This window comes from Bradyrhizobium betae (genome assembly GCF_050632175.1).
Taxonomy (GTDB): domain Bacteria; phylum Pseudomonadota; class Alphaproteobacteria; order Rhizobiales; family Xanthobacteraceae; genus Bradyrhizobium; species Bradyrhizobium betae_B.
Genome location: NZ_CP192576.1, coordinates 887,278 through 909,444 on the forward strand (window position 1 = coordinate 887,278; position 22,167 = coordinate 909,444).

Genomic DNA, 22,167 nt, shown 5'->3' on the forward strand with positions numbered 1-22,167 from the left:
AGACTTGCCGAAATTTAATCCCCTAACCTGCTCACGATCGCTCGATTGGGGAGTTTCCAATGACCATGTTCAGCCTAAAGTGATTTGAGACGGGACCATGAAAAGGGTGTTTGCAATCCTGGCTTTTCTCTGCGTCCTCGGCGTAGGCCAGTATTTTGTCGTCAGCCGGTTCGCGATCCGCCATGAGATGTTGCTCCTGTTCGATGCCTCGCGGCAGCGCCCGATCTCGGTCGAAATCGCGGTGCGGCGCGACTACGAGACCAAGGCCAATCTCGGCCTGTGGAAGCTGCCGCTCGCCATCATCAGCAACGGCAACACCGTCAAGGCCACCGAGTATTCCTTTCTCGCCAACGTGCTCGCTGCGCGAGGTTATCTGGTTGCCAGCATCCAGCAGGACCTTCCGAGCGATCCGCCATTGATGACCCATGTCGGCCAGCAATATGTCGGCCGGCGCGAAGTCTATATCCGCTGCGAGGCCAACATCCTTTTCACCCTGGCCGAACTGAAGAGGCGGCAGGAAAACGCCGATTACGACCACGTTACCCTCGTCGGTCATTCCAATGGCGGCGATGTCTCCATGTATGTCGCCCATCAGCATCCGGAACTGGTGTCGAAGGTGATCACGCTCGACAACCTGCGGGTCCCCTTCGTGATCAGCGACAACATGAAGATCCTGTCGTTTCGCTCCAAGGATCCGCATTTCCAGACCGATCCCGGCGTGCTGCCGACGCCGGAAGAGGCCAAGGCGCGCGGCATCGATATCGTCCACACCGGTGCGCAGCACACCGAGATGAGCGATCGCGGTCCCGATGCGGTCAAGGAGAAGATCCAGGCGACGCTCGACCGCTTCCTGCGTGACAGCGCCAGCAGCGCGCTCGCGCCGGCCGATACGAAAAGCCCCATGATCATGAACCCCGGCGACTACTAGCCCGGAACGCTTTGCGGCAGATCAAGGAGGCTCCGGACCTGCTACGCTAAACAGGGCTTTACAATCTCCCGGAGAGAAACGTGCCGCAGTATATTGAACGCCTTGATATGAAAAGTCTTGGCCTGCCTGCGGCAAGGGCGCCGGGATTCGCGCGGCATCTCTATCGTTCGACCCGCAGGCTGCTGCGATCGATTATCGCCCGCATCGATCTGTCGCAATTTCCGGGGTCGTGCTGCGGGTGAGCCCGCAGCCGCAAGCCAATACATGAGGGATGCCCATGCGTCAGCATTTGAGACGAATTTGCCTGTTGCTTGCTGCCGCCTCGAGCTTCGGCAAGTCCTCCGCCCTCGCCGCCGATGCTGATCACGGCGCCGATCTCGCCAAACGCTGGTGCGCAAGCTGCCATGTCGTGGCGAACGGCCAAGCCACGGCGAGCGCCGACGTTCCCTCTTTTGCGTCGGTTGCACGCAGGCCGGATTTCAGTCCGGAGAGGCTCGCCTTCTTCCTTCTCGATCCGCATCCGAAGATGCCGAATTTTCCCTTGAGCCGCACCGAAGCTGGCGACATCGCAGCCTACATCGGATCACTGCGTTAGGAGCGTGCCGATCAGTGGCGACAGATGCCCCAAATGCAAATCCCTGCCGGAGGACCGACAGGGATCAGCAGAAAGGATGATGGACGGCGAATGAAGTCCATTCGGTGGCCCATCATGGACCTGCGCTAGCAGCGAAGAGCGGATCTCCACGCCGCGCAAGATCAATTTGTGGGCACACAGCGTCAGCACCGGAAATCAGGGCTTTCCTTTGCCGGGCTGCATCAAACTGCCGGTCATCTGGCGCATGTGGTCCCCCGCGCTGGTGAACTGGCTGCGCAGGAAGTCGGACTGGATTCGCATCGCCTCCTGAATGTCGGTGGCATGCACCAGCTTGCGCGCGTGCTCGAAAGCCGACTTCATGTTCTGCTCGGTAAAGGCAAGCGCCTGCTTCGAGACCTCGGTGCCGGCCCCAGGAACCGACGTCACCGACTTGGTCGCGGCGTCAAAAAACATGCCGAATGCCTTTTCGGCCTGGTCGATCGTCTTCTCGGCCAGGTCGCGCAGTTCAGCTGGAACTTCGAGTTTCGGTTCGATCATGGTCGCACTCCTCCCCTTTTCCAACTGAATACCACACTTGCGGGATTTCGTTCCAGCGGTCAGCCGCGAAGATACTCGGGGACAAGCTTCACCCAGCGGCCAGATCTGGCAGGAAAACAAGGCAGAAGGCGTAAGGCCTGGGTGCAGCCGGATCAGAACAGGGGATGCTCGGGAAGCGTTTCTTCGCTAGCGAGGTCTTCGACGAGCTTGATGACCTCGAAACGCTGTCGCGGCGCGAGTTTCAGGAACGCGCGAAGCAGGCGCAGACTTTCGACCGTGCTGCTTGCAGGCGCGCCGAGCTTAAGGTGCAGTTCGGCCGCGAAATTGAGGTTCTTCATCTCGCACCTATGACAAGCATCGGGCTTCCTGATCAGACATCTGGTCGGTCCCCAAGCCGACCACCATGACTGGCCGCCATGGTGAGAACGAACATCTCGGTCGGGATACCCTGAGAGCCACCCCGTTGAACTACATCTCCAGAAGGACAGGCTCAACCAGAACAGGTTGCAACTATGTCAAGGAACAACCCCTCCGGCAAGCCCAAGCCGTCGCTGCAGCGATGCTTCATCTGCATCGCACCACGGCAATTCCGGATAACAGGAATATGGACTGCCGTCACCCGCCTGCGTCAAGAAGCAGCATCACCCAAGCTTAAAGCCTCGATCACTGTCAACCGGCACAGCGTTTCGGCGTGTTTCCGCTATGAACGGAGATCGGCAAACGCAGATTAAGGTTTCTTCAGAGTATACACGTAATTGTTGAGTGCAGCCTCGGCGGTTGTGCCGCCGATGAATTGAACATCCATCTCGCAGCCGGTCTCCAAGGTCCCGATCCGGGGCGCCGGAGTTCATCGCTCCGATATGCCTCCGCCGGTGAACCGATGTTCGAGGTCGAACGACCAAGCGGTTGCGACACGGCCACGCAGACCACGGGCGCCCTGGCTGACGGACTCTTCGATTCGGGCGCACCTCAGCACCAAAGGACGACGGCATGCTTTCTCGCTGCGATCTCATCAAGGGCGCCGCGGTCGCGCTTCTCACCTTCTCGATACAAGGCGCATGGGCGCAGGAGACGAAGATGAACCTGTTCAAGATCGTCACCATCAAGGACGAAATCGTCGTCGGATTGTCGGCAGAGGAGCTTAAAGCGCTCGGCGGCAACGATGCGAGCGCGGTTGCCCACGCGCTCGCCCAGAAGGGCGATCTCACGGTCTGGCAATACAACGTACATCGCGGCCCGAACGGCGAAATGCAGCAGGCGCCGACTGCCAAGATCGGGCTCTTGGCCAACGCCTCACTCCGTGTCGAGCCCTATACGACGCCCTACCAGATCGTGCCGCACCCGTAAGCAGCGAATCGGCGCGCCGGCGGCCGGGACCGCTGGCGCGCCGCCATCATCGGCGCCGCTCCCCGCGCTGAGTCATCCCCTCCGTTGCAAAACCGTAGACCTGCGCCAGCCGGTCAAGGCATTCGCGAAAGCGGCGCGCAAAATAGTCGTTCCAGCGCTGGGTCCGGACGGCGCGGCGCTGCCCGATCTGGTCCATGGTCAACCCAAGCACCAGCACGTCGTGCACCAGCGCCGCGCCGTCGGTGCCGAGTTCCCGCTCGACCCGGTTCAGGCGCAGCACCGCCTGCCGCTGGCTCTCGGTGACGGGCTCGCGCGAACGCGCGCCATCGACATATTCGCGCGTCGGGTCCACCGCCTGGGGCCCGCGCTCCGCCGTCTCCCAATCGCTCTGGAAGGCGCGCCCACCGCGATATTGCGCCTCGTCGATCTGGTGATGCGCGTGCAGCCGCCCGAGCGGATCGCTGCGGACCGACCGGATCGCCACGATCTTCTCGCCGGGATCGAGCGCCAGCGGATTGTCGACCTCGACCTCCGCCACTTCGGCATTGAACGGCACCTCGCGCGACCGCCGGTCGTAGATCTCAGCCAATCTGTAGGATTTGTTGCGTCGGGCACGTGCCACTCGGATACTCCTTGCAAAATTGACGATTGGAGATTGACGATTGAACGGGTGGCAGCCTCCTCAGGCCGCCGAGACCAGCCTCAGCAAGACGGGACCGGTGGCACGGGCAGCCGCGGCTCCAGCTTTGCGGGTCAGGCCGGCATGCGGCGTGCAATAGCTGGAGCCCGGCTGGCGCGGATGGCCGCAAAACGCGATCTCCTCCCCGTCCTTGTCGCCGCCATAGGGGTAGCGGCAGTCGCCCGGCGCGAGTTCGAGCAAGGAAATCAGGCGTGGCTGGACGCCGATACAGCGCAACTTGACCGGCGCGGCAGGCTTCATAGCGGACTTCGGCGGAGAATTCAGGTTCGGCAACGCCGATTGCCGCGGCGAAAGCAGACAGGCCTGCGCCGGTAAAGACGGCACGATCGACGGACTCTGCATCCGTGCGGGCGCGATGAGCCCCAGCCGCTTGGCACGGCCGATCACCGCGCCGCGCGAGTAAGCCGTTCCAAATCTTGCGTTAATCTCCCGTGCTATCTCCGAATAGGACATCCCCTTGAGAAAATAGTCGCGAAGCGCGTCGGAATGCTCCGACGACCAATGGCCCGGTTCCATGCTGCTACCCTGTGATGCGCCTCCATCGGCCCTCGACCGGGAGACGAGACGTACATTCCGGTATTCCGAATAACTTGTCAAGCCACAATTCTGATATTCATAATTGCAATAATTCCGAATTTCGGATTACAAGAGACTGAACGACGAGCAATCGAGGGAATCAACATGTTGGACGTTGCGATGATCGAGCGGGGCCTGGAGAAAACGGGCAAGAGCAAGGGCGGCTTGGCTGCGGCCATGGGCGTGCGGCCAGGCGCGGTGTCGGAGATCCTCGGCGGTGAGCGACTGGTCAAGGCGTCGGAAATCATTCCGATTATGGAATATCTTGAGCTCAACCTCGCGCCGATCATGGGCCGGGTTGGCGCCGGCGCCGTGATCGAGCCGGATTATGAACAGGTTCCTCCGGAAGGCCTCGGCGATATCGCGCTGCCCTTCCCGATCATGGAAGAGACCGTCGCCTTCGAGATCGTGGGCGATTCGATGCTGCCCAAATACGAGAGCGGCGACGTGATCGTGGTCTACAAGGACCAGCGCCACCCGTTGTCGAGTTTCTACGGTGAAGAGGCTGTGGTTCGCCTCAAGACCGGCGAGCGCTATTTGAAGACCATCGAGCGGGGCAAGTCCCCTCCGTCGTCAATCTCAATAGTTTCAACGCCAAGCCGATCGTCGGCGTGAAACTCGAATGGGTCGGCGAGATCTGCCTGTCCATGCCCAAGGGCCAACTCGAGCGGCTGCGCGCTAAATCGGCTCGCCCCCGCAAGAAGGGCAAGTAGATGACTGATTTCTGATTTTCGGAAATAGTACTTGACTTTATTTCGTTTCTGCGAAATACTCTGCCGTGCCTCGGTCATCGAAGCGCGGCAGAGCTGTTTTCATGCAATATTTTGTTGTGATGATCGACTACGGGCGGCGCGGCCGCGAAGCCGTCGTCGATCCCGAAGTCACACGACGCCAGGTGATTTCCCGCGTCGCCTCCGGTGAATATCAGAACATCTCGTTCATTCACGAAATCGCAGAGAATTCGGTCGAGGACGTGACGGAGGCCATCCTGTCCGAGGCGGCCCTTCCCCAAATTTCGCCTGAAGATATCGACATCCAGGCAATCCGCCTCGACCACGCCCGTGACCTGCGCAAGCACGAGCGGACGTGACGCAGGCCTTTACTGACCTGCGCCACTCGCCAGTCGAGGATCAAACCGTGAGGACGGTCGAGCCCGTGGTCTTGCGCGCAGCGAGATCGGCGTGCGCCTTGGCTGCGTCTTTCAGCGGATAGGTCTGGTGCACCTCGATCTTGACCGCGCCGGACTTGACGACGTCGAACAACTCGTTCGCCATCGCGACCAGGGCCTCGCGCTTGGCGGCGTAGGTGAACAGCGTCGGCCGTGTGACGTAGAGCGACCCCTTCTGCGCGAGTAGGCCGAGATTGAGCGGCTCGACGGCGCCGGAGGACGCGCCGAACAGCGCAGCGACCCCGAGCGGCGCGAGGCAGTCCAGGGATTTCAGGAACGTGTCTTTACCTACGGAATCATAGACCACGGGCACTTTCTTGCCGCCCGTGATCTCGTCCACGCGCTTCACGAAATCCTCGCGCGTGTAGATGATGACATGGTCGCAGCCATGCGCCTTGGCAAGCTTGGCCTTCTCGTCGCTGCTGACCGTGCCGATCACAGTCGCGCCAAGATGCTTGGCCCACTGGGCCAGGATCAGGCCGACGCCGCCGGCCGCAGCGTGGAGCAGGATGGTATCCCCGGCCTTCACCCGGTAGGTCTGCCGGATCAAATATTGCGTGGTGAGGCCCTTGAGCATCATTGCCGCCGCAGTCTTGTCATCGACGCCGTCAGGCAGCTTCAGGAGCCGGTCGGCGGGGATCAGCCGCGCCTCGGAATAGGCTCCGAGGGGCGAAGCACCATAGGCGACGCGATCGCCGGGCTTCAGGTCGGCGACGCCGGGCCCGACTTCCTCGACAATGCCCGCCGCCTCGCTGCCAAGGCCGCTCGGCAATTGAACCGGGTACACACCGGAGCGGTTGTAGATATCGACGAAGTTGAGGCCGACGGCGGTGTGGCGGATGCGTGCCTCGCCAGGCCCCGGCTTGCCGACACTGACCTCCTCCCACACCAGGACTTCCGGACCGCCGGTCTTGTGAAAACGAATGGCATGCGTCATGGGCGTTGCTCCCTTATCGTTGCAGTGATGGTCAATAGACCTGAACGGTCGGAGAAATAGGCATTTGGTCCGCCCGTTACAGTACAGAGACGTAACAAGAATGTCACAGCGAACGGCAAACCTCCGCCGTTCCGCCTCTGTTCGAAAGAGTTGATGACGGCATCGGCGTGCCCGGCAGTAGCTTTTGCGCGGGGTTTGGTGGTCGCCTGCGAAGGAGAGCCGAGATGCCAGCTTATGTACAGCATCATCAGGACATCGAAATCGCGCCTGTGATTTGCCCGACGTGCATGGGCTTCCTGCCGATGTATGTTCGAGAGGTCGAGCCGCATTGGACCCTTGCCAAGATAGACTTCATCTATGAATGCGCCGATTGCGGCGCCGAGGTCCGACAGACCATCCGCAAGCCGGAGCTGCTGCGGCACTGAGTGCGGTCGGCGAACCGTCCAAGTATTTGCGTTGAGCGGAAAAAATCCCGCTCCCGCGGGTCTGGTCATTCCCAAACGAGGCTTGTTCTTTGCCGTGAACGCAGGCAGAACAAGCCTTAAGCAAGACCTTTGGGAGCGCCAATTCGTGGCTGAACAGAAGCCCTCGACCGCGATCGAGGCAGTGGAGAGCGGCCTCGCCGCGCAAGGCTACATCGCGAGCCGGCAGATCGCGACCGCGGTCTATTTGTCGCAACAGATCGAGAAGCCGATCCTGGTCGAAGGCCCCGCGGGCGTCGGCAAGACCGAGCTTGCCAAGGCGATTGCCGCCTGGCGCGGCATGAAGATGATCCGGCTGCAGTGCTACGAAGGCCTCGACGAGGCCAAGGCGCTCTACGAGTGGAAATACGCCAAGCAGCTTCTCTACACCCAGATCCTGAAGGACAAGCTCGGCGAAGTGCTCGGCGGTGCGCAGACGCTGCACGCGGCGCTCGACCAGCTTCATGATTTCGGCGACGTATTCTTCTCCAAGGAGTTCGTCGAACCCCGCCCCTGCTCCAGGCGCTGGAGCAGCCGGGCGGCTGTGTGCTTCTGATCGACGAGATCGACAAGTCGGATGCCGAATTCGAGATCGCTGCTGCTGGAGATCCTGTCCGACTTCCAGGTCACGATCCCCGAGCTCGGCACCGTCTCTGCGATCACGCCACCGACCGTGATCCTCACCTCCAACAGCGAACGTGACCTCGGCGACGCCCTGAAGCGGCGCTGCCTGCATCTGCATATCGGCTTTCCCGAGCAACGGCTGGAGGAGCGCATCGTCGAGAGCCGCGTGCCCGGCATTTCGCAGACTCTGCGCCGGCAGATGGTCGGCTTCATCCACGAAATCCGCTCGCTCGATCTGAAGAAGCTGCCCTCTGTCAGCGAGACCATCGACTGGGCGCGCGTGCTGGTGTTGTTGCAGGCTTCCGAACTCGACACCGAGATCGTCAAGGACACGCTCAATGTGCTCTTGAAATACGAAGCTGACATCGAGGCGGCTCAGCCCCAGATTACGACCTTCATTGCCAAGGCAGCACGATCCAACGTCTTCGGTTGACGCCGATGCGCGAGAACATCCATCGCTTCTTCCGGGCGGCGCGCGGCGCCGGCGTCCACGTCTCGCCTGCCGAAAGCATCGATGCGATGCGCGCGGTCGCGCAGGTCGGCGTGTCCGATCGCGCCATCCTGCGCGACGCACTGCTCCTGACGCTCGCCAAATCGCAGGACGAGAAGCTCGCGCTCGGCGACTGTTTTGACCTGTTCTTCAGCCAGCCGGAGCCGCGGCAAGATCAATCTGAATCCAACAACGAGGATGCTTCGCAGGATGCGGACCCGGCGCCGCCTTCGGGCGCGACCAGTGAGGCTGGCGAAGGCCAACCGCCCGAAGGATTGGGCCCGCTGGCGCAGATGCTGCTGGCGCAGGACCGCAATGCGGTTGCGGCAGCCATCGCCAGCGCCTCCAGTACGGCCTCCCTGTCCGACATCCGCTATTCCACCCAGCGCGGCATCTTTTCCAGCCGCATCCTCGACGCCATGGGCCTTCAGCGTCTACGCGACGATCTCGACGAACTGACGGCGACCAATCCCGCACTGGCAGAGCGCCTGCGCGACGCGCTCGACGCCCTGCGCGAGGCGGTACGCGACACCGTCGCGCAGGGGCTCGCACTCTATGCCCGCGAGGAAGCAGAGAACCTCCGTAACGAAATCCTGCGCAACGCGCCGCTCGCCCGCATCGAGCGGCGCCAGGTCGCCGAGATGCGCGCCCTCATCCGCCAGATCGCGCGGCGCCTGCGCGAGCGTTATTCGAAACCGCGCAAGCGCCAGCGCCGTGGCCACCTCGACGTCCGCCGCACGATCCGCCGCAACGCAGCCTGGGGCAGCGTGCCCTTCCTCACGGCCTGGAAGCGCAAGCATCGCGACAGGCCGAGGATCGTGGCAATCTGCGACGTCTCTGGCTCGGTCGCGCAGGTCTCTGACTTCTTCCTGCTCCTGATCCACTCGCTGCACGAGGTGGTCGACGACGTCCACTCCTTCGCTTTCTCCTCGCACCTGATCGAGGTCAGCGAGATCCTGGAAAAGAAGTCGCCAGAAGAGGCGATGGCGGAAATCGTGGCCAAGGTCGGCTTCGGCTCGTCGGACTACGGCTCCTCTCTGGTCGACTTCGAGAAGGAGTTCATGAGCACACTGACGCCGCAGACCACGGTGATCGTGCTCGGCGATGCCCGCAGCAACAATCTCGATCCGCGCGCCGACATCCTCCGCCGCATTTCCGAGCGGTCGAAGCGGCTGGTCTGGCTCAATCCCGAAGGACGGCTCGCCTGGGGCTTTGGCGATTCCGAGATGCCGCGCTATGCGACCTTTTGCACCGTCGTGCGCCAATGCGCCACCGCGCAACAGCTCGAGCGCGCGGTATCCGATATCGTGGCGACTTATCAATAGAGAATGATCGGCTCCGGCGTCAGGCGGCGTTCAGCTCAGCCTGCGCGAGATTGCACTCACGAAAGTGATAGGCGATTTCGTCAAGCGCGCGCTGCTCCCATTCCTCGGCCTGAGCAAGCCAGAACATCCGGCGCTCCAAATCGCGCACGGCGCGCTCACGGCACAGAAATTCCTGACTGCGAATTTCAATCAGCCGTTTCATGTACTCACACTCCTGTCGTGTGAAGCCATTCTCCTCAGGTCAACCTAGCAGAGTTCCGAACGTCGCGTCTCGTCATTCCTGGCTTCTCACGACACAGAATGGGACAGCAACGCTTGCCATGCACCGCATCAATCGCAGCGCAACATCAAGTCTGCATCATGAACAAGTGATGGCCTCCCGGGACGATTTCTGAATCAAACGATCTTAACCCTTGCGCCGCAACGATTTGCGGCAATTCCTGAAGAGACGTTTTAAGCAGCTCACCGGATTCCGGACTCATTGTCGTCGCATGGTCTTCATGCAGCGCCGCTAACAGGGGCACGCAAACCTGACTATCGCTCGAGGCAATATGAACGACGATTTCGACTTCGATCTCTCGCCGGATCAATGGGAAGCGCTGAAGGCCCTTCGCACACCCACGTCGACCGGTCGCCTCGCGAAGGCCTATCTCGTCGAAGGTCTCGTCCGGCTCGGCCTTGTTGCCGTCGACGAGGGCGTACCCGTGATCACGACGACCGGGCGCAAGACGCTGGTACGGGGATCATGCCGACTGCTGGATCTGGTGGCATAGCCGCATTGATTGTCAGAAACGCATGCGCGATCGACTGAGGCGTTCCCTAACCAGGCAACGTAACGATCAACGGCCCGTTTCGGGTTGCGATCACGGTGTGCTCATACTGCACCGTTGGCGCCTCGGGGCTGCCATAGAGCGTCCACGGATCGCCGTCACCATCCTCGGCCCACTCGGCTCCGAGAGATAGAAATGGCTCGACGGTGAACACCAGGCCGTCGCCCATGATCCGACGCTCCGAAGCATCGGGCCATGTTGCAATCTCCGTCGGCTCTTCATGGAGCGACAAGCCGACACCATGGCTGGCGAGGTTCTTGACGAGCGTATAGCCGTTTTTCCGTGCAAACGTCCCGATGGCCTGACCGATGCCGGCAATCGGCTTGCCGGCTCCGACCTGCCGCAGGCCTGTCCACATCGCACGCCGGCCATCCCGGCAAAGTCGCTCAATCGAGCGATTCACGGGCGGCACGGCGAACGAGGCTCCGGTGTCGGCAAAGAAGCCGTTCTTCTCGGCGGAAACGTCGATATTGACCAGATCTCCGCGCTCGATCCGCCGGGGACCCGGGATGCCGTGCGCGATCTCCTCGTTCACGCTGATGCAGGTCGCGCCAGGAAAGGCGTAAGCCAGTTCCGGCGCCGAACGCGCCTCGGCGGCGTCCAGTAGTTTGCGCCCGATCTGGTCGAGTTCGGCCGTGGTCATCCCCGGCTCGAGGGCCTTGCCCATGGCCTCGAGCGCGTTGGCAACGATCCGCCCGATCTCTTTCAGGCGGGCGAGTTCGTCCTCATTTGAGATTGTCATATCAAGCCTTCCGAAAGCCGGGACATAGTCTTTGCGAAGTCGACTCGCAAACCGCGGCAATCTAGCACGTGAGCTACTCCTTTTTGGGCAATCAAGACGTCGTCAGTCATGAGGAGCGACCATGTCGACCATTGTCGCGGCACCTGCCGCCGAGTCGAAGCCGCTTATGCCTGGCAGCGAGTTGGTCGATGTGACCGCGGGGTGCCAGTTCAGTCATTCCACTGTAGGAGCGGCGTACCGTACGCCCTCCTCCAGACGGACAGGAAGCGCGGAAACCACGAGTGCGCCACGGCGCCCTTGTAGGCCCAGGTGCGGTACTTCAGGCCCTGCTCCGAAATCAGCTCCTGATATCCGCCGTGGACCTCGGTCGCGGTGCGAATATCTTTCAATATGCCCTGGGCGCAGGCCCGGTAGGTATCGGTTCCCGAAAGCTCGTCGTAGTCGAGCATGCGATCCGCGAACTCGACGTTGAACGTCGGCCACGAGGAACGTCCCTGGTAAGCGGGAGCCGCAATCTTGTGGATCATCTTGTTCCGCGGATTTTCCGCGGACACCAGGAAGTGGAACGTGCTGGGGATGCGGAAGCGTGGTTCGGCAATGACCAGATCCGCGGTGGCCGCGAACAGCGCGCGCTCGCTTGCATCGCTCATATCCCAGAAGCCGCGATGCACGCTGACAAAGTCCAGCGCGACCAATGACACCGGCGAGCCCACCGGTCCATCGAGGCTGTGCCTGATATAGCCGTCCCTGCCGAACAGGCGGAGCAGGTCCCTTTTGTACTGCGCGAGGCCCTGACCGAGCAGCCGCTTCAGTTCGCTCTCGTTGACGACTCCGAGCTGTAAGCCCCACACGAACGTCGTGTAGACGCTGGCATTGGTGACGAAACGCCGGCGCTCCGCACGCGTGTCGGTTGCCGCAGAACGGGGCGCGCGGGCGTCGCAAAGCAGATATCTGACGCCGTCATTGTCGAACGGCTCAAGCTCGCTTGCGAGCTTCAGAATAGCCCGCTTCAGGTCGCCGCCGTATTCGGCCAGCAACAATCGGCCGGCATGTGCGCATTGTGACATCGCCAGATAGGACGACGCCCTCTCTTCGGCGAAGATCATCTGCTGGAGACCGGCCAGAATGCCGAGCAGCGTGTCCGACGGGCGCGAGAAATAATTCACGCCGAGATATCGGCCGCGTCCCGCCGGGACGATGGTGGTCGTGACGACGTCGGCGCGAACCGCCTCGAGCAACAAGCGAACGCTCTTTTCGAGCAGGCGCGCCCGCCGGACCGCGTCCCGTGAATCCATGATGGTCTCGGGGTCGAGGACGTCGGGATAGAACCAGGCGAAGTCACGCGGGTAATAGGCGGATGCATGCGGCGCGCCGGTGACGAGGAACGCCTCGGCCACCGAAAACGCGCTGTCCATCGAGTGCCGGTAGAGGTCCTCGATCGCCGTAAACGAATGATGCGACTTTCGCAGGAACCGGTCGCCGAGGAAATTGACCGCCTGAAGGGCATTGGCGACAAAGGTGGCTGCCGCGCCTTGATAAAATCGGTTCTCACGATGTGACGGCAAGGAAATATCGCTGTTCATATCCGCCTGATCTTTGGTGATTCCGGCGCTGGCCGGTCACCATTTCAAGCATGACTGATTCGTGTCTCGCCGCGATGACATGCAGCACGCGGCCGTCAGTTCGGTCCGGCGCGATCGTCCCGGGGCCTGAAATTCTCGATCACACGCAGCAGCACGCGCGCGCCGGAATCGGCATCCGCGAGCTCCACATGCTCGTCCGGATGGTGGCTGATGCCGCCGCGGCAGCGGACGAAAATCATGCCGACATCCGCGATATCGATCATGGCCATGCCGTCGTGCCCTGCCCCGCTCGGCAGCTCGAACACGGAAAGGCCTTCCCGGGCAATCGCCCGCGCGATCTGCTCTTTTAGCCAGGGGGCGCAGGGCGCGGTGCGATTCTCGTGGGTGACGTCGAGCTGGAGCGCCAGATGCCGGCGCCTGGCGATGGCCTCGATCTGGCGGACGATGTCCGCAACCGCGCGCTTGCGATGCATGTCGGTCGGCGCGCGCATGTCGATGGTGAACGACACTTCGCCTGGAATGACATTCGTGGCGCCGGGACTCGCCTGGATGTAGCCGACGGTACCGACCAGCCCGCTCGCGTCGGTGCGGCAAAACTCCTCGATGACGCCGATGCACTCGGCTGCGCCGGCGAGCGCGTCCCGGCGCAGCGCCATAGGCACGGTGCCGGCGTGACCGGCCATGCCGGTCAGCCGTGCGGCAAGCCGTGTCGCGCCTGCGATGGCGGTGACGACGCCGACGGGCAGGTTCTGCGCTTCCAGGACCGGTCCCTGCTCGATGTGCAGTTCCAGATAGGCAAGCAGCTCGCGCCGGGCCCGCGCGGCCGCGCCGATGTGATCCGGGTCGAGGCCAAACGTGACGAGCGCATCGCGCATCGCCACGCCGTCACGGTCCCGTGTGTTCAGGACGCTCTCGTCAAAGGTGCCGGCGACCGCGCGGCTCCCGAGCAGGGTCGACGCGAAACGCACCCCCTCCTCATCGGCGAAGCCGACGACCTCGATCGCAAACGGCAGGCGCTTGCCGCGGCGATTGAGATCCGCGACGCAAGAGATCGCCGTGATCACGCCGAGCGGCCCATCCCATTTGCCCGCATCGCGCACGGTGTCGTAGTGCGAACCGAGCATCAGGCAGGGCGCGCCCGGCCGCTCGCCCTCGTAGCGGCCACAGACGTTGCCGATCGCATCGAGATGCGCGTTCATGCCGGCATCGCGCATCCAGATCAGAATGAGCTCGGCAGCTTTGCGCAGCTCCTTGCTGAGATAGATACGGGTGAGCTTTTCGGGGTCTTCCGAGATCGCGCAGAGCTCGTTGATCCGACGCACGATCTCTTTACCGAGCGATGCATCCTGAACGGCGTTGGCGGCACCCATCTCGGCGAGCTTTCCATCTCTTGAGACCGCGGCAGCAGGCGGTCTGGCGAAAAATCGATACAAGTTCGGTGCCAGCGGAAATGACGCCGCGGCCCCGTTCGGGCAAGCGCGTGGTTAGCATGAATGCGCCGTTCGACCGACCATCCAGGATCAGTCATGCACACGCAGGGCGCGTAAAGAATGCTTAACCAGATTGCATACAAAGGCCGAATTATGCTCTAAATTTAGTCTGCCGATTTCCTCATCAGGATTTTTGATAGATAGATATATATTATATTTCAATTACTTGTATGAATATGCATATATTGTAGCCTCTGGCACAAAGCTTGCGACAACCTATCCCAGGCGCCGCCAGGCCGGCGGCGGCCGCGAGATCAAGGCGGGGCATCCGCCACGGGGAGCAAGCAATGGATTTTGGCAGGATTTCACGACGTCATGTGTTGCTGGGCGGCACGGCCCTCACCCTTGGGGCGGCGGCAGGCGTCCGCCCGGCCGTCGCGGCCGACACCACCATCGGCTTTATCTATGTCGGCTCGCGTGACGACTACGGCTACAACCAGGCGCATGCGCAGGGCGCTGCGGCGCTGAAGAAGATTGCCGGCCTCAAGGTCGTCGAGGAAGAGAAGGTGCCGGAGACTGACGCGGTCGAGAAGACGATCGAGTCCATGATCAATCTCGACGGCGCCTCCCTGCTCTTTCCGACCTCGTTCGGCTACTACAATCCGCACATGATCAAGATGGCCAACAAGTACCCGAAGCTCCGCTTCGAGCACTGCGGCGGCCTCTGGAGCGACAAGGATCCGAAGAACGCCGGCAGCTATTTCGGCTATATCGACGAAGCCCAGTACATCTCTGGCATCGTCGCCGGCTACACTTCCAAGAGCGGCAAGCTCGGCTTCGTCGCGGCAAAGCCGATCCCGCAGGTGCTGCGCAACATCAACGCCTTTGCGCTCGGCGCCAGGCTCGCCAATCCCAAGGCCACCACGCAGGTGATCTTCACTGGCGACTGGTCGATGCCGGTCAAGGAAGCCGAGGCCACCAACAGCCTGATCGACCAGGGCGTGGACGTGCTCACCTGTCACGTCGACGGCCCGAAGACCATGGTCGAGAATGCCGCGCGCCGCGGCGCGTTCGTCTGCGGCTATCACGTCAACCAGTCGCCGCTTGCGCCGAAGGCCTACCTCACCGGTGCCGAGTGGAATTGGGAAGCGCTCTACCCAAAATTCGTGAAAATGATCGCCGCTGGCGAGAGCATCCCGAACTTCTACCGCGGCGGCCTCAAGGAAGAGATCGTCAAGACCTCGCCCTATGGCGAAGCGGTGTCCGCGGAGGCGCGCAAGCATGCCGACGACGTCAAGGCCAAGTTCCTGTCGGCCGATGGCTACGCCATCTTCAAGGGCGGGCTGGTCGACAACAAGGGCAAGACGGTGATCCCGGCCGGCACCGATCGCGGCCAGAAGGATCCTGAACTGGAGAAGATGGACTACCTCGTGGAGGGCGTGATCGGAGCGACTTCGTGACATCGGAAGCAGCGGATTCTGCCGAAGCGGCCGGGACAATTGCCCCGGCCGCTGACCCCGGCTTTCTCCAACGCCACGGCGGCACGATCGAGTATGTCCTGATCCCGGGCGCGGCACTCGCCGGTGCGCTCGTGGTCTTCGGCATCTTCGTCGCGACGTTTGGCAAGAATCCGCTCGACCTCTATTTTTACATGTACTACGGCGCCTTCGGCACCTGGTTCTCCTGGCAGAACACTCTGACGCGTGCTGCGCCCCTGATCCTCACCGCGCTCTGCACGGCATTGCCCGCGCAGCTCGGCATGGTCATCATCGGCGGCGAAGGCGCGCTGCTGATCGGCGCACTGTCGGCAACCAGCGCCGCGCTGTTGCTCCAGGGCATGCCGCCGCTTGTCGTGCAGATCGCCATGGTCATCGCCGGCGTGATCGGCGGCGGCCTCTGGATCATGCTGTCGGGCGCTCTGCGGCAGTTTCGCGGCGTCAACGAAACCATCTCGAGCCTCCTGCTCGTCTACATCGCGCTCGCGATCCTCAACCATCTCGTCGAGGGTGTGATGCGCGATCCCGCGAGCCTCAACAAACCGTCGACCCGCGAGATCGGCGCCGTCAACATGATCGGCTCGATCCCCGGCACCGACGTGCATTGGGGCCTCGTCTTCGGCCTGATCGCCGCGATCGCCGCCTACATCTTGATCTATCACACGGTGTTCGGCTTTGCTGCGCGCGTGGCCGGCGGCAACATCCGCGCCGCGAAGATCGTCGGCCTCAGCGTCAGCAAGCTCATTCTCACCATCTGCTTCCTCGCGGGCGGCGCTGCTGGACTTGCCGGTATGGTTGAGGTCGCCGCAGTGCAGGGGCGCACCAACGCCAATCTCGCAGCGGGCTATGGCTTCACTGGCATCCTGGTCGCCTTCCTGGCACGGCAAAATCCGCTGGCCATCATCCCCGTCGCGATCCTGCTCGGCGGCATCAGCGCCAGTGGCGGCCTGTTGCAGCGCCGACTGGGATTGCCGGATGCGTCCGTGCTGGTGCTGCAGGGCATCATCTTCGTCTTCGTGCTGGCCAGCGATGCGCTCTACGGCCGCATCGGATTCCTGAAAGGCAGATCCTGATGGCAGACGGATCGATCGGACTCTGGACCGTCCCGCTCGCCGTCCTCGGCGGCGCCATTCGTGTCTCCACACCCTTTCTGTTCGTAAGCCTGGGGGAATGCATCACCGAGCGCTCCGGCCGCATCAATCTGGGCCTCGAAGGCACGCTGGTGATGGGCGCGATGAGCGCCTACGGCATCTCGTATCTCACCGGCTCGCCCTGGCTCGGCGTGCTCGCCGCAGGCATCACCGGTGCACTCCTCGGCGCGCTGCACGCCGGCATCTGCTCCCTGCCTCGGGTGAACGACGTCGCCGTCGGCATCGCCCTGATGCTGTTCGGCACTGGCCTTGCCTTCTATCTCGGCAAGCCGCTGATCGAGCCCACTGCGCCGCGGCTGCCCGCGATCGATTTTGGCTGGTGGAGCGACGTCCCGCAGGTGCGCGCCGCGCTGCGGGTCAACGTCCTCTTCCTGATTGGCGTAGCGCTGGCGCCGATCCTGTATTGGGCCTTCCGCACCACGCGCTGGGGCCTCCTGATCCGCACCGCCGGCGAAAGCTCGGACGCCGCGCGCGCGATGGGACATTCCGTGCTGCTAATCCGCCTGCGTGCGACCATGGTCGGCGGCTTCCTGGCCGGTATCGGCGGCTCGTTCCTGTCGCTGTTCTATCCCGGAAGCTGGAACGAGGGGCTGTCATCGGGCCAGGGCATCACCGCCGTCGCGCTCGTGATCTTCGCACGCTGGGACCCCCTGCTCTGCCTGTGGGCTTCGCTCGCCTTTGGTGGCGCCGCAGCGCTGGGACCGGCACTGCAATCGGTCGGCGTCACCTCCGGCTATCACCTCTTCAATGCCGCGCCCTACATCCTGACGCTGGCGATCATGATCATCACCTGCTCGCCGAAGCGGACGCTGACCGGCGCCCCCGCAGAACTCTCGATCACCCGGTAACCACGCACGAGGTCGACCATGCCCGAGCGCACCATCAAGTCCGAGCCCTATGCCTGGCCCTACAACGGCGACCTCCGCCCGGAAAACACCGCGCTCATCATCATCGACATGCAGACCGATTTCTGCGGCATCGGCGGCTATGTCGACAAGATGGGCTACGACCTCTCGCTGACGCGGGCGCCGATCGAGCCAATCAAGAAGCTGCTCGCGACGATGCGAAGCCAAGGCTTCCACATTATCCATACCCGCGAAGGCCATCGTCCCGATCTCTCCGACCTTCCCGCCAACAAGCGCTGGCGCTCGCGCCAGATCGGCGCCGGCATCGGCGATCCCGGCCCGTGCGGCCGCATCCTGGTGCGCGGCGAGCCCGGTTGGGACATCATCGAGGAACTAGCGCCGCTGCCGGGAGAGCCCATCATCGACAAGCCTGGTAAGGGCTCGTTCTGCGCCACCGATCTCGAGCTGATCCTGCGTGTGCGCGGGATCGAGAACATCGTCCTCACAGGCATCACCACCGACGTCTGCGTCCACACCACCATGCGCGAGGCCAACGACCGCGGCTTCGAATGCGTTCTGCTGCACGATTGCTGCGGCGCGACCGACAAGAGCAACCACGAGCACGCCTTGAAGATGATCAAGATGCAGGGCGGCGTGTTCGGCGCAGTCTCGACCTCCGACGCTTTCATTGGAGCGATTTCGTGATCGTCGGCGAAACAGCTCCGCCGTCAGGCGCCTTCGGCGTCGACGCCATCGCCATGACCATGCGCTTCGGCGACTTTCTGGCGCTGGACAATGTCGAGCTGAAGGTGCGCCCCGGCTCATTCCACGCGCTGCTCGGCGAGAACGGTGCCGGAAAGTCGACCCTCGTCAAATGCATCATGGGCTATTATCACGCGACCGAGGGCGACATCATCGTCGGCGGGCGCGAGCAGGCGATCGCCAACCCCAGGGACGCGCACGCGCTCGGCCTCGGCATGGTCTACCAGCACTTCACGCTGGTGCCGGCCATGACGGTTGCCGAAAACCTTGTGCTGGCGCGCGACGATGTGCCGGCGGTGGTGAACTGGCCCAGGGAAATGAAGGAACTCGCGGCGTTCCTCGCCCGGATGCCCTTCAAGGTGTCGCTATCTGCAAAAGTCTCCGACATCTCCGCCGGCGAACGGCAAAAGTGCGAAATCCTCAAGCAGCTCTACCTGAAGCGCCGCTTCCTGATTCTGGACGAGCCGACCTCTGTACTGACACCGGCGGAAGCCGACGAGGTGCTCGGGATGCTTCGCGACATGGTCGTCAGGGGCGAGCTCACGATCCTGATGATCACGCACAAATTCCGCGAGGTCATGGCCTTCGCCGACGACGTCACGATCCTGCGCCGGGGCAAGCTCGCAGGTGCCGGCAAGGTCGCCGAGCTGACGCCCGACGCAATGGCGCGCACCATGATCGGCGCCGAGGAACTGACGGTACAGCCGCCACGCACCGGTGAAGCCGGCCAGGCCCGACTGGAGCTGGCAAAGGTCCGCGCCCTCGACGATGCCGGTGCCATGGCCGTGCACGACGTTTCGCTGACCGTGCGCGCCGGCGAGATCGTCGGCATCGCCGGCGTCTCCGGCAACGGCCAGCGCCAGCTCGTCGAGGTGCTCGCCGGCCAACGTGAGGCGGAGGGTGGTGAGATCCGCGTCGCGGGCGATCCCTATCGGGCCAGCCGCGAGGAGATGCGGCGCCACAAGATGTCGCTGCTGCCCGAAGAACCGCTGAAAAACGCCTGCGTCGGCGGCATGAGCGTCGCCGATAACATCGCCTTCCGCGAATTCGACCGCGCGCCCTTCGCCAGTGGCGGCTGGTGGCTCAACCGCAGCGCCTTCCGGGAAGATGCGAAGAAGAAGATCGGCCAGTACAAGATCAAGACCCGCACGCCCGATACGCCGATCTCGGCACTCTCCGGCGGCAACGTCCAGCGTGCCGTTCTCGCCCGCGAGCTTGCAGGCGACGTCGAGGTGCTGATCGCAGCCAATCCCTGTTTCGGCCTTGATTTCGCGGCGGTGGCGCAGATCCACGCCGAGATCATGGCCGCCCGGAACCGTGGTGCGGCTGTGCTGCTCGTCAGCGAAGACCTCGACGAGCTTCTCGAACTCTCCGACCGGCTGGTGGTGATGTTCCACGGCCAATTCGTGTATGAAGCACGAACCAGCGAAGCCGACCTCACCGAGGTCGGCCGGCACATGGCGGGGCACTGACCGCGGAGGATCGATGGACAACTCATTAGCGCGGGACGAGCACTTTTTGCGTTTGTCCTTCGCGGTCGCCCGCCGTTCCCTCACCCATGGCAACCATCCGTTCGGCTGCATCGTCGCCGATGCCGATGGCAAGGTCCTGATCGAGACCGAGAATGGTTACATGCCCGATCACGATGGCACCGCGCATGCCGAGCGCCTCGCGGCAACGCAGGCCTGCCGCACGCTCAGCCGCGAGGTGCTGGCCAAAGCCACGCTCTATTCCTCGGCAGAACCCTGCGCGATGTGCGCGGGCGCGATCTACTGGGCAGGCATCGGCCGCGTGGTCTATGGCCTCAGTGAACACCGCCTGCGCAGCGTCACCGGCAACCACCCGGAGAACCCGACGCTCGACCTACCCTGCCGCGAAGTCTTTGCCAGCGGGCAGCGGCCGACGGAGGTGGTGGGTCCGCTACTCGAGGACGAAGCCGCGGCGCCGCACGACGGCGTGTGGACGAGGTAGGCGCCCACGCCTCACTGTCGGATTGCAAGATGGCGCCGTGGAGGAGCGGCGCCATCTTCGTTCACCTGAAGATCGTCAGGTAATCAGAACTTCACGGTGATACCGGAGTAGAGCGAGGACTCGGTGCAGGCTCCGCTCGGCCGGGTAACTCCGCCCACCGTCGCAGAGCAGGCTGCCGAAGGGGCGTTGTGATCAAGGCCGAACTTGTTCTGCCAATAGCGATAGGCGACCCAGACATCGACGAAGTGAGAGTACTTGTCTCCCCAAACGGCCTTCGAGGCATCGAACGTCAGTCGAATCGGCTCTGAGTTCAACTCGACCGCGGTATTGTAGACGCCATTGGCAGGACTGTAGGGAAGCGGTTCGGTGTCGGTCCCCTTCTTGCCATACCAGCCGGCGCGACCGCTGATCGAGAAATACTGCATGTTCTGCGGCAGGAAGCCGAGGTCCATATAGTAATTGATCTCGACAGCCCAGGTTGGCTTGTACGACGTATTGCCGTCCTGCAGGCAGGTCACACCAGCAGTCCCCGGACCGAACAGACCGCATTGGCTGAATGAGTTGTGGTTGTAGAATTCCCAATACACGAGGGGCGCGACGTTGATATAGCCCTTGTAGGGCAGGTCGAATGCGAACTGCAGGCCGGCGACGACGTCACGCTTGGCTGCACCGAAATACCTGTTTTCGGTGTTGGCATCCATGCCAACCTCGAACGAGATATTATGCAGCGGCCCCATGGTGAAGGCCTTGGTGTTGAAGATTTCGTTCCAGCCGAACGTCGAGCGGAACAAGCCGTAGATTTCCGTCGCACCGGCGCAGGTTGCTGGAGCCCCGGTGATCAGCACTCCGGCATTCGTGCAGGGGCCGGCGGGATCGTTGTGATCCGACTTGAACATCGAGATCGTGAAGAAGTTGGTGCCGTAGCCCCAGAGGTCGAAGTGGGTGAACGAGTAGACCTGCTTGGTCGTCTTGCTGTTGACCGTGCCATCCGGCTTGAGCGACCACATGCCGGGCTGAGAGGCATTGAAGATGTATGAGTAGGTGACCCGATTATCGATCACCAGGAAGAACGGGAGGTCGGCCGCCTTCTTCGCAGCCTTGACCGGCAGATCCGCCGCTTGAGCCAAGCCAGAGGTGGCTAGCGTAGCAAGTGACAGCGCGGCGGCTGCAATTGCCTTGAAACGAAACGACATCCTGAATACCCCCAAGTTGGACACGTAAAAATGAACGCTCCCTGGGTGCGACACTTGCGCCGATCTTTCGGAGTGAGAAGCCTCAACTTCTTTCAAGGCATGCCGCTTGTTTCGGCAGGCGGCGACGTTTCACCGCACGATTTTGAGAGTCTTCTTGCTTCGCTGTTGCGTGACGGCAGCAATGCGATGGCAGTCATTCCCGGACATTTCTGTTTGATTTCGTTTATCTTTTGAGTTGACCGGACGACGCGGACACAATCGATGATAGCGATCGGTGCCTCGATCAGGAATTGCATACGCGTGCTGACGTGATTTTGTTCAACTACACGTCAAGCCTGCACAGTGGGGTCTGATTTGGCTTAACCGTCACAATTCTGCAACAGCGTTGCTTGCGCGAGGAGACAGCAAGGGTGGCTCAAGGAGACGATCATCAGTCGACGAGAACAGAGCGGCTCGCGATACCGCTCGCCTGCCGA

At 62.5% G+C, this 22,167-nt stretch carries 24 protein-coding genes and 2 pseudogenes; 16 read left to right on the forward strand and 10 right to left on the reverse strand.

The features are described from left to right. Positions 1-97: 97 nt before the first annotated feature. Together ACQ86E_RS04530 and ACQ86E_RS04535 are read left to right on the forward strand one after the other, a co-directional pair. A complete protein-coding gene (locus tag ACQ86E_RS04530) occupies positions 98-928 on the forward strand; it encodes an alpha/beta fold hydrolase (protein ID WP_431204390.1) in 831 nt (276 codons plus the stop codon). A gap of 277 nt (positions 929-1,205) precedes the next feature. Further along, the gene (locus ACQ86E_RS04535; RefSeq protein ID WP_431204391.1) at positions 1,206-1,523 is read left to right on the forward strand and encodes a c-type cytochrome; all 318 of its coding nucleotides are present in this window, start codon (positions 1,206-1,208) and stop codon (positions 1,521-1,523) included. Positions 1,524-1,718: 195 nt separating this feature from the next. On the opposite strand, the gene ACQ86E_RS04540 is transcribed toward ACQ86E_RS04535, so the two are convergent. Both ACQ86E_RS04540 and ACQ86E_RS04545 read right to left on the reverse strand, forming a co-directional pair. Beyond that, positions 1,719-2,060: a phasin gene (locus ACQ86E_RS04540; protein ID WP_431204392.1), complete on the reverse strand. Its 342-nt coding sequence runs from the start codon at positions 2,058-2,060 to the stop codon at positions 1,719-1,721. A 152-nt stretch (positions 2,061-2,212) separates the two neighbouring features. Further along, entirely contained in the window at positions 2,213-2,398 is a 186-nt protein-coding gene (locus ACQ86E_RS04545; RefSeq protein WP_162006213.1) for a hypothetical protein, read from the reverse strand. Positions 2,399-3,050: 652 nt separating this feature from the next. Here ACQ86E_RS04545 and ACQ86E_RS04550 point away from each other — a divergent pair. Next, the gene (locus ACQ86E_RS04550; RefSeq protein WP_431204393.1) at positions 3,051-3,407 is read left to right on the forward strand and encodes a hypothetical protein; all 357 of its coding nucleotides are present in this window, start codon (positions 3,051-3,053) and stop codon (positions 3,405-3,407) included. Positions 3,408-3,453: 46 nt separating this feature from the next. On the opposite strand, the gene ACQ86E_RS04555 is transcribed toward ACQ86E_RS04550, so the two are convergent. Together ACQ86E_RS04555 and ACQ86E_RS04560 are read right to left on the reverse strand one after the other, a co-directional pair. Further along, a complete protein-coding gene (locus tag ACQ86E_RS04555) occupies positions 3,454-4,029 on the reverse strand; it encodes a hypothetical protein (protein ID WP_431204394.1) in 576 nt (191 codons plus the stop codon). A 60-nt stretch (positions 4,030-4,089) separates the two neighbouring features. Beyond that, on the reverse strand, positions 4,090-4,623 hold the full coding sequence (locus ACQ86E_RS04560) for a GcrA family cell cycle regulator (protein ID WP_431204395.1): 534 nt from the start codon (positions 4,621-4,623) through the stop codon (positions 4,090-4,092). Positions 4,624-4,788: 165 nt separating this feature from the next. On the opposite strand from ACQ86E_RS04560, the pseudogene ACQ86E_RS04565 reads away from it, so the two are divergent. Both ACQ86E_RS04565 and ACQ86E_RS04570 read left to right on the forward strand, forming a co-directional pair. Further along, positions 4,789-5,396: pseudogene (locus tag ACQ86E_RS04565) on the forward strand (S24 family peptidase). Between the two features lie 101 nt (positions 5,397-5,497). Continuing rightward, positions 5,498-5,773 carry a hypothetical protein gene (locus ACQ86E_RS04570; RefSeq protein WP_431204396.1) on the forward strand — a complete coding sequence of 92 codons (276 nt, stop codon included), beginning with the start codon at positions 5,498-5,500 and terminating at the stop codon, positions 5,771-5,773. A gap of 40 nt (positions 5,774-5,813) precedes the next feature. Here ACQ86E_RS04570 and ACQ86E_RS04575 read toward each other — a convergent pair whose 3' ends face one another. Beyond that, positions 5,814-6,788, reverse strand: coding sequence for a quinone oxidoreductase family protein (locus ACQ86E_RS04575; RefSeq protein ID WP_431204397.1), 975 nt, complete (start codon positions 6,786-6,788; stop codon positions 5,814-5,816). 224 nt (positions 6,789-7,012) lie between these two features. Here ACQ86E_RS04575 and ACQ86E_RS04580 point away from each other — a divergent pair, with 224 nt between their 5' ends. The 3 genes and pseudogenes from ACQ86E_RS04580 (at position 7,013) to ACQ86E_RS04590 (ending at position 9,688) form a co-directional block, all read left to right on the forward strand. Next, positions 7,013-7,213: a hypothetical protein gene (locus ACQ86E_RS04580; protein WP_151649020.1), complete on the forward strand. Its 201-nt coding sequence runs from the start codon at positions 7,013-7,015 to the stop codon at positions 7,211-7,213. A 145-nt stretch (positions 7,214-7,358) separates the two neighbouring features. After that, positions 7,359-8,306, forward strand: a pseudogene (locus ACQ86E_RS04585) (AAA family ATPase). A gap of 5 nt (positions 8,307-8,311) precedes the next feature. After that, positions 8,312-9,688 (forward strand): vWA domain-containing protein, encoded by a 1,377-nt coding sequence (locus ACQ86E_RS04590; RefSeq protein WP_431204398.1) that lies wholly within the window; start codon positions 8,312-8,314, stop codon positions 9,686-9,688. Between the two features lie 19 nt (positions 9,689-9,707). Here the strand turns inward: ACQ86E_RS04590 and ACQ86E_RS04595 are convergent, their stop codons facing one another. Then, a complete protein-coding gene (locus ACQ86E_RS04595) occupies positions 9,708-9,890 on the reverse strand; it encodes a hypothetical protein (RefSeq protein WP_431204399.1) in 183 nt (60 codons plus the stop codon). 349 nt (positions 9,891-10,239) lie between these two features. Between ACQ86E_RS04595 and ACQ86E_RS04600 the strand changes: the two genes are divergently transcribed. Next, positions 10,240-10,461 (forward strand): hypothetical protein, encoded by a 222-nt coding sequence (locus ACQ86E_RS04600; protein WP_431204400.1) that lies wholly within the window; start codon positions 10,240-10,242, stop codon positions 10,459-10,461. 46 nt (positions 10,462-10,507) lie between these two features. Here ACQ86E_RS04600 and map read toward each other — a convergent pair whose 3' ends face one another. The 3 genes from map to ACQ86E_RS04615 form a co-directional block, all read right to left on the reverse strand. Further along, positions 10,508-11,260: a type I methionyl aminopeptidase gene (map, locus tag ACQ86E_RS04605; RefSeq protein WP_431206394.1), complete on the reverse strand. Its 753-nt coding sequence runs from the start codon at positions 11,258-11,260 to the stop codon at positions 10,508-10,510. 209 nt (positions 11,261-11,469) lie between these two features. After that, positions 11,470-12,843 carry a hypothetical protein gene (locus ACQ86E_RS04610; protein ID WP_431204401.1) on the reverse strand — a complete coding sequence of 458 codons (1,374 nt, stop codon included), beginning with the start codon at positions 12,841-12,843 and terminating at the stop codon, positions 11,470-11,472. Positions 12,844-12,938: 95 nt separating this feature from the next. Continuing rightward, positions 12,939-14,213, reverse strand: a complete 1,275-nt coding sequence (locus ACQ86E_RS04615; RefSeq protein WP_431204402.1) for an allantoate amidohydrolase — start codon at positions 14,211-14,213, stop codon at positions 12,939-12,941. Between the two features lie 407 nt (positions 14,214-14,620). Between ACQ86E_RS04615 and ACQ86E_RS04620 the strand changes: the two genes are divergently transcribed. The 6 genes from ACQ86E_RS04620 to ACQ86E_RS04645 are packed head-to-tail and all read left to right on the forward strand — an operon-like array spanning position 14,621 to position 20,498. Further along, on the forward strand, positions 14,621-15,733 hold the full coding sequence (locus ACQ86E_RS04620; RefSeq protein WP_431204403.1) for a BMP family ABC transporter substrate-binding protein: 1,113 nt from the start codon (positions 14,621-14,623) through the stop codon (positions 15,731-15,733). Further along, on the forward strand, positions 15,730-16,842 hold the full coding sequence (locus tag ACQ86E_RS04625) for an ABC transporter permease (RefSeq protein ID WP_431204404.1): 1,113 nt from the start codon (positions 15,730-15,732) through the stop codon (positions 16,840-16,842). The genes ACQ86E_RS04620 and ACQ86E_RS04625 overlap by 4 nt, the downstream gene beginning before the upstream one ends. After that, positions 16,842-17,768: an ABC transporter permease gene (locus tag ACQ86E_RS04630; protein WP_375313506.1), complete on the forward strand. Its 927-nt coding sequence runs from the start codon at positions 16,842-16,844 to the stop codon at positions 17,766-17,768. The genes ACQ86E_RS04625 and ACQ86E_RS04630 overlap by 1 nt, the downstream gene beginning before the upstream one ends. 18 nt (positions 17,769-17,786) lie before the next feature. Next, positions 17,787-18,470, forward strand: coding sequence for a biuret amidohydrolase (gene biuH / locus ACQ86E_RS04635; RefSeq protein WP_431204405.1), 684 nt, complete (start codon positions 17,787-17,789; stop codon positions 18,468-18,470). Continuing rightward, entirely contained in the window at positions 18,467-19,999 is a 1,533-nt protein-coding gene (locus ACQ86E_RS04640; RefSeq protein ID WP_431204406.1) for an ABC transporter ATP-binding protein, read from the forward strand. Before biuH ends, ACQ86E_RS04640 begins: the two co-directional genes overlap by 4 nt. Positions 20,000-20,012: 13 nt before the next feature. After that, complete coding sequence (locus ACQ86E_RS04645) at positions 20,013-20,498, forward strand: nucleoside deaminase (RefSeq protein ID WP_431204407.1); 486 nt, start codon at positions 20,013-20,015, stop codon at positions 20,496-20,498. Between the two features lie 83 nt (positions 20,499-20,581). Here ACQ86E_RS04645 and ACQ86E_RS04650 read toward each other — a convergent pair whose 3' ends face one another. Then, on the reverse strand, positions 20,582-21,691 hold the full coding sequence (locus tag ACQ86E_RS04650) for a hypothetical protein (RefSeq protein ID WP_431204408.1): 1,110 nt from the start codon (positions 21,689-21,691) through the stop codon (positions 20,582-20,584). Positions 21,692-21,721: 30 nt separating this feature from the next. Here ACQ86E_RS04650 and ACQ86E_RS04655 point away from each other — a divergent pair, with 30 nt between their 5' ends. Beyond that, positions 21,722-21,925 carry a hypothetical protein gene (locus ACQ86E_RS04655; RefSeq protein WP_431204409.1) on the forward strand — a complete coding sequence of 68 codons (204 nt, stop codon included), beginning with the start codon at positions 21,722-21,724 and terminating at the stop codon, positions 21,923-21,925. The last annotated feature ends 242 nt before the right edge of the window (positions 21,926-22,167 follow it).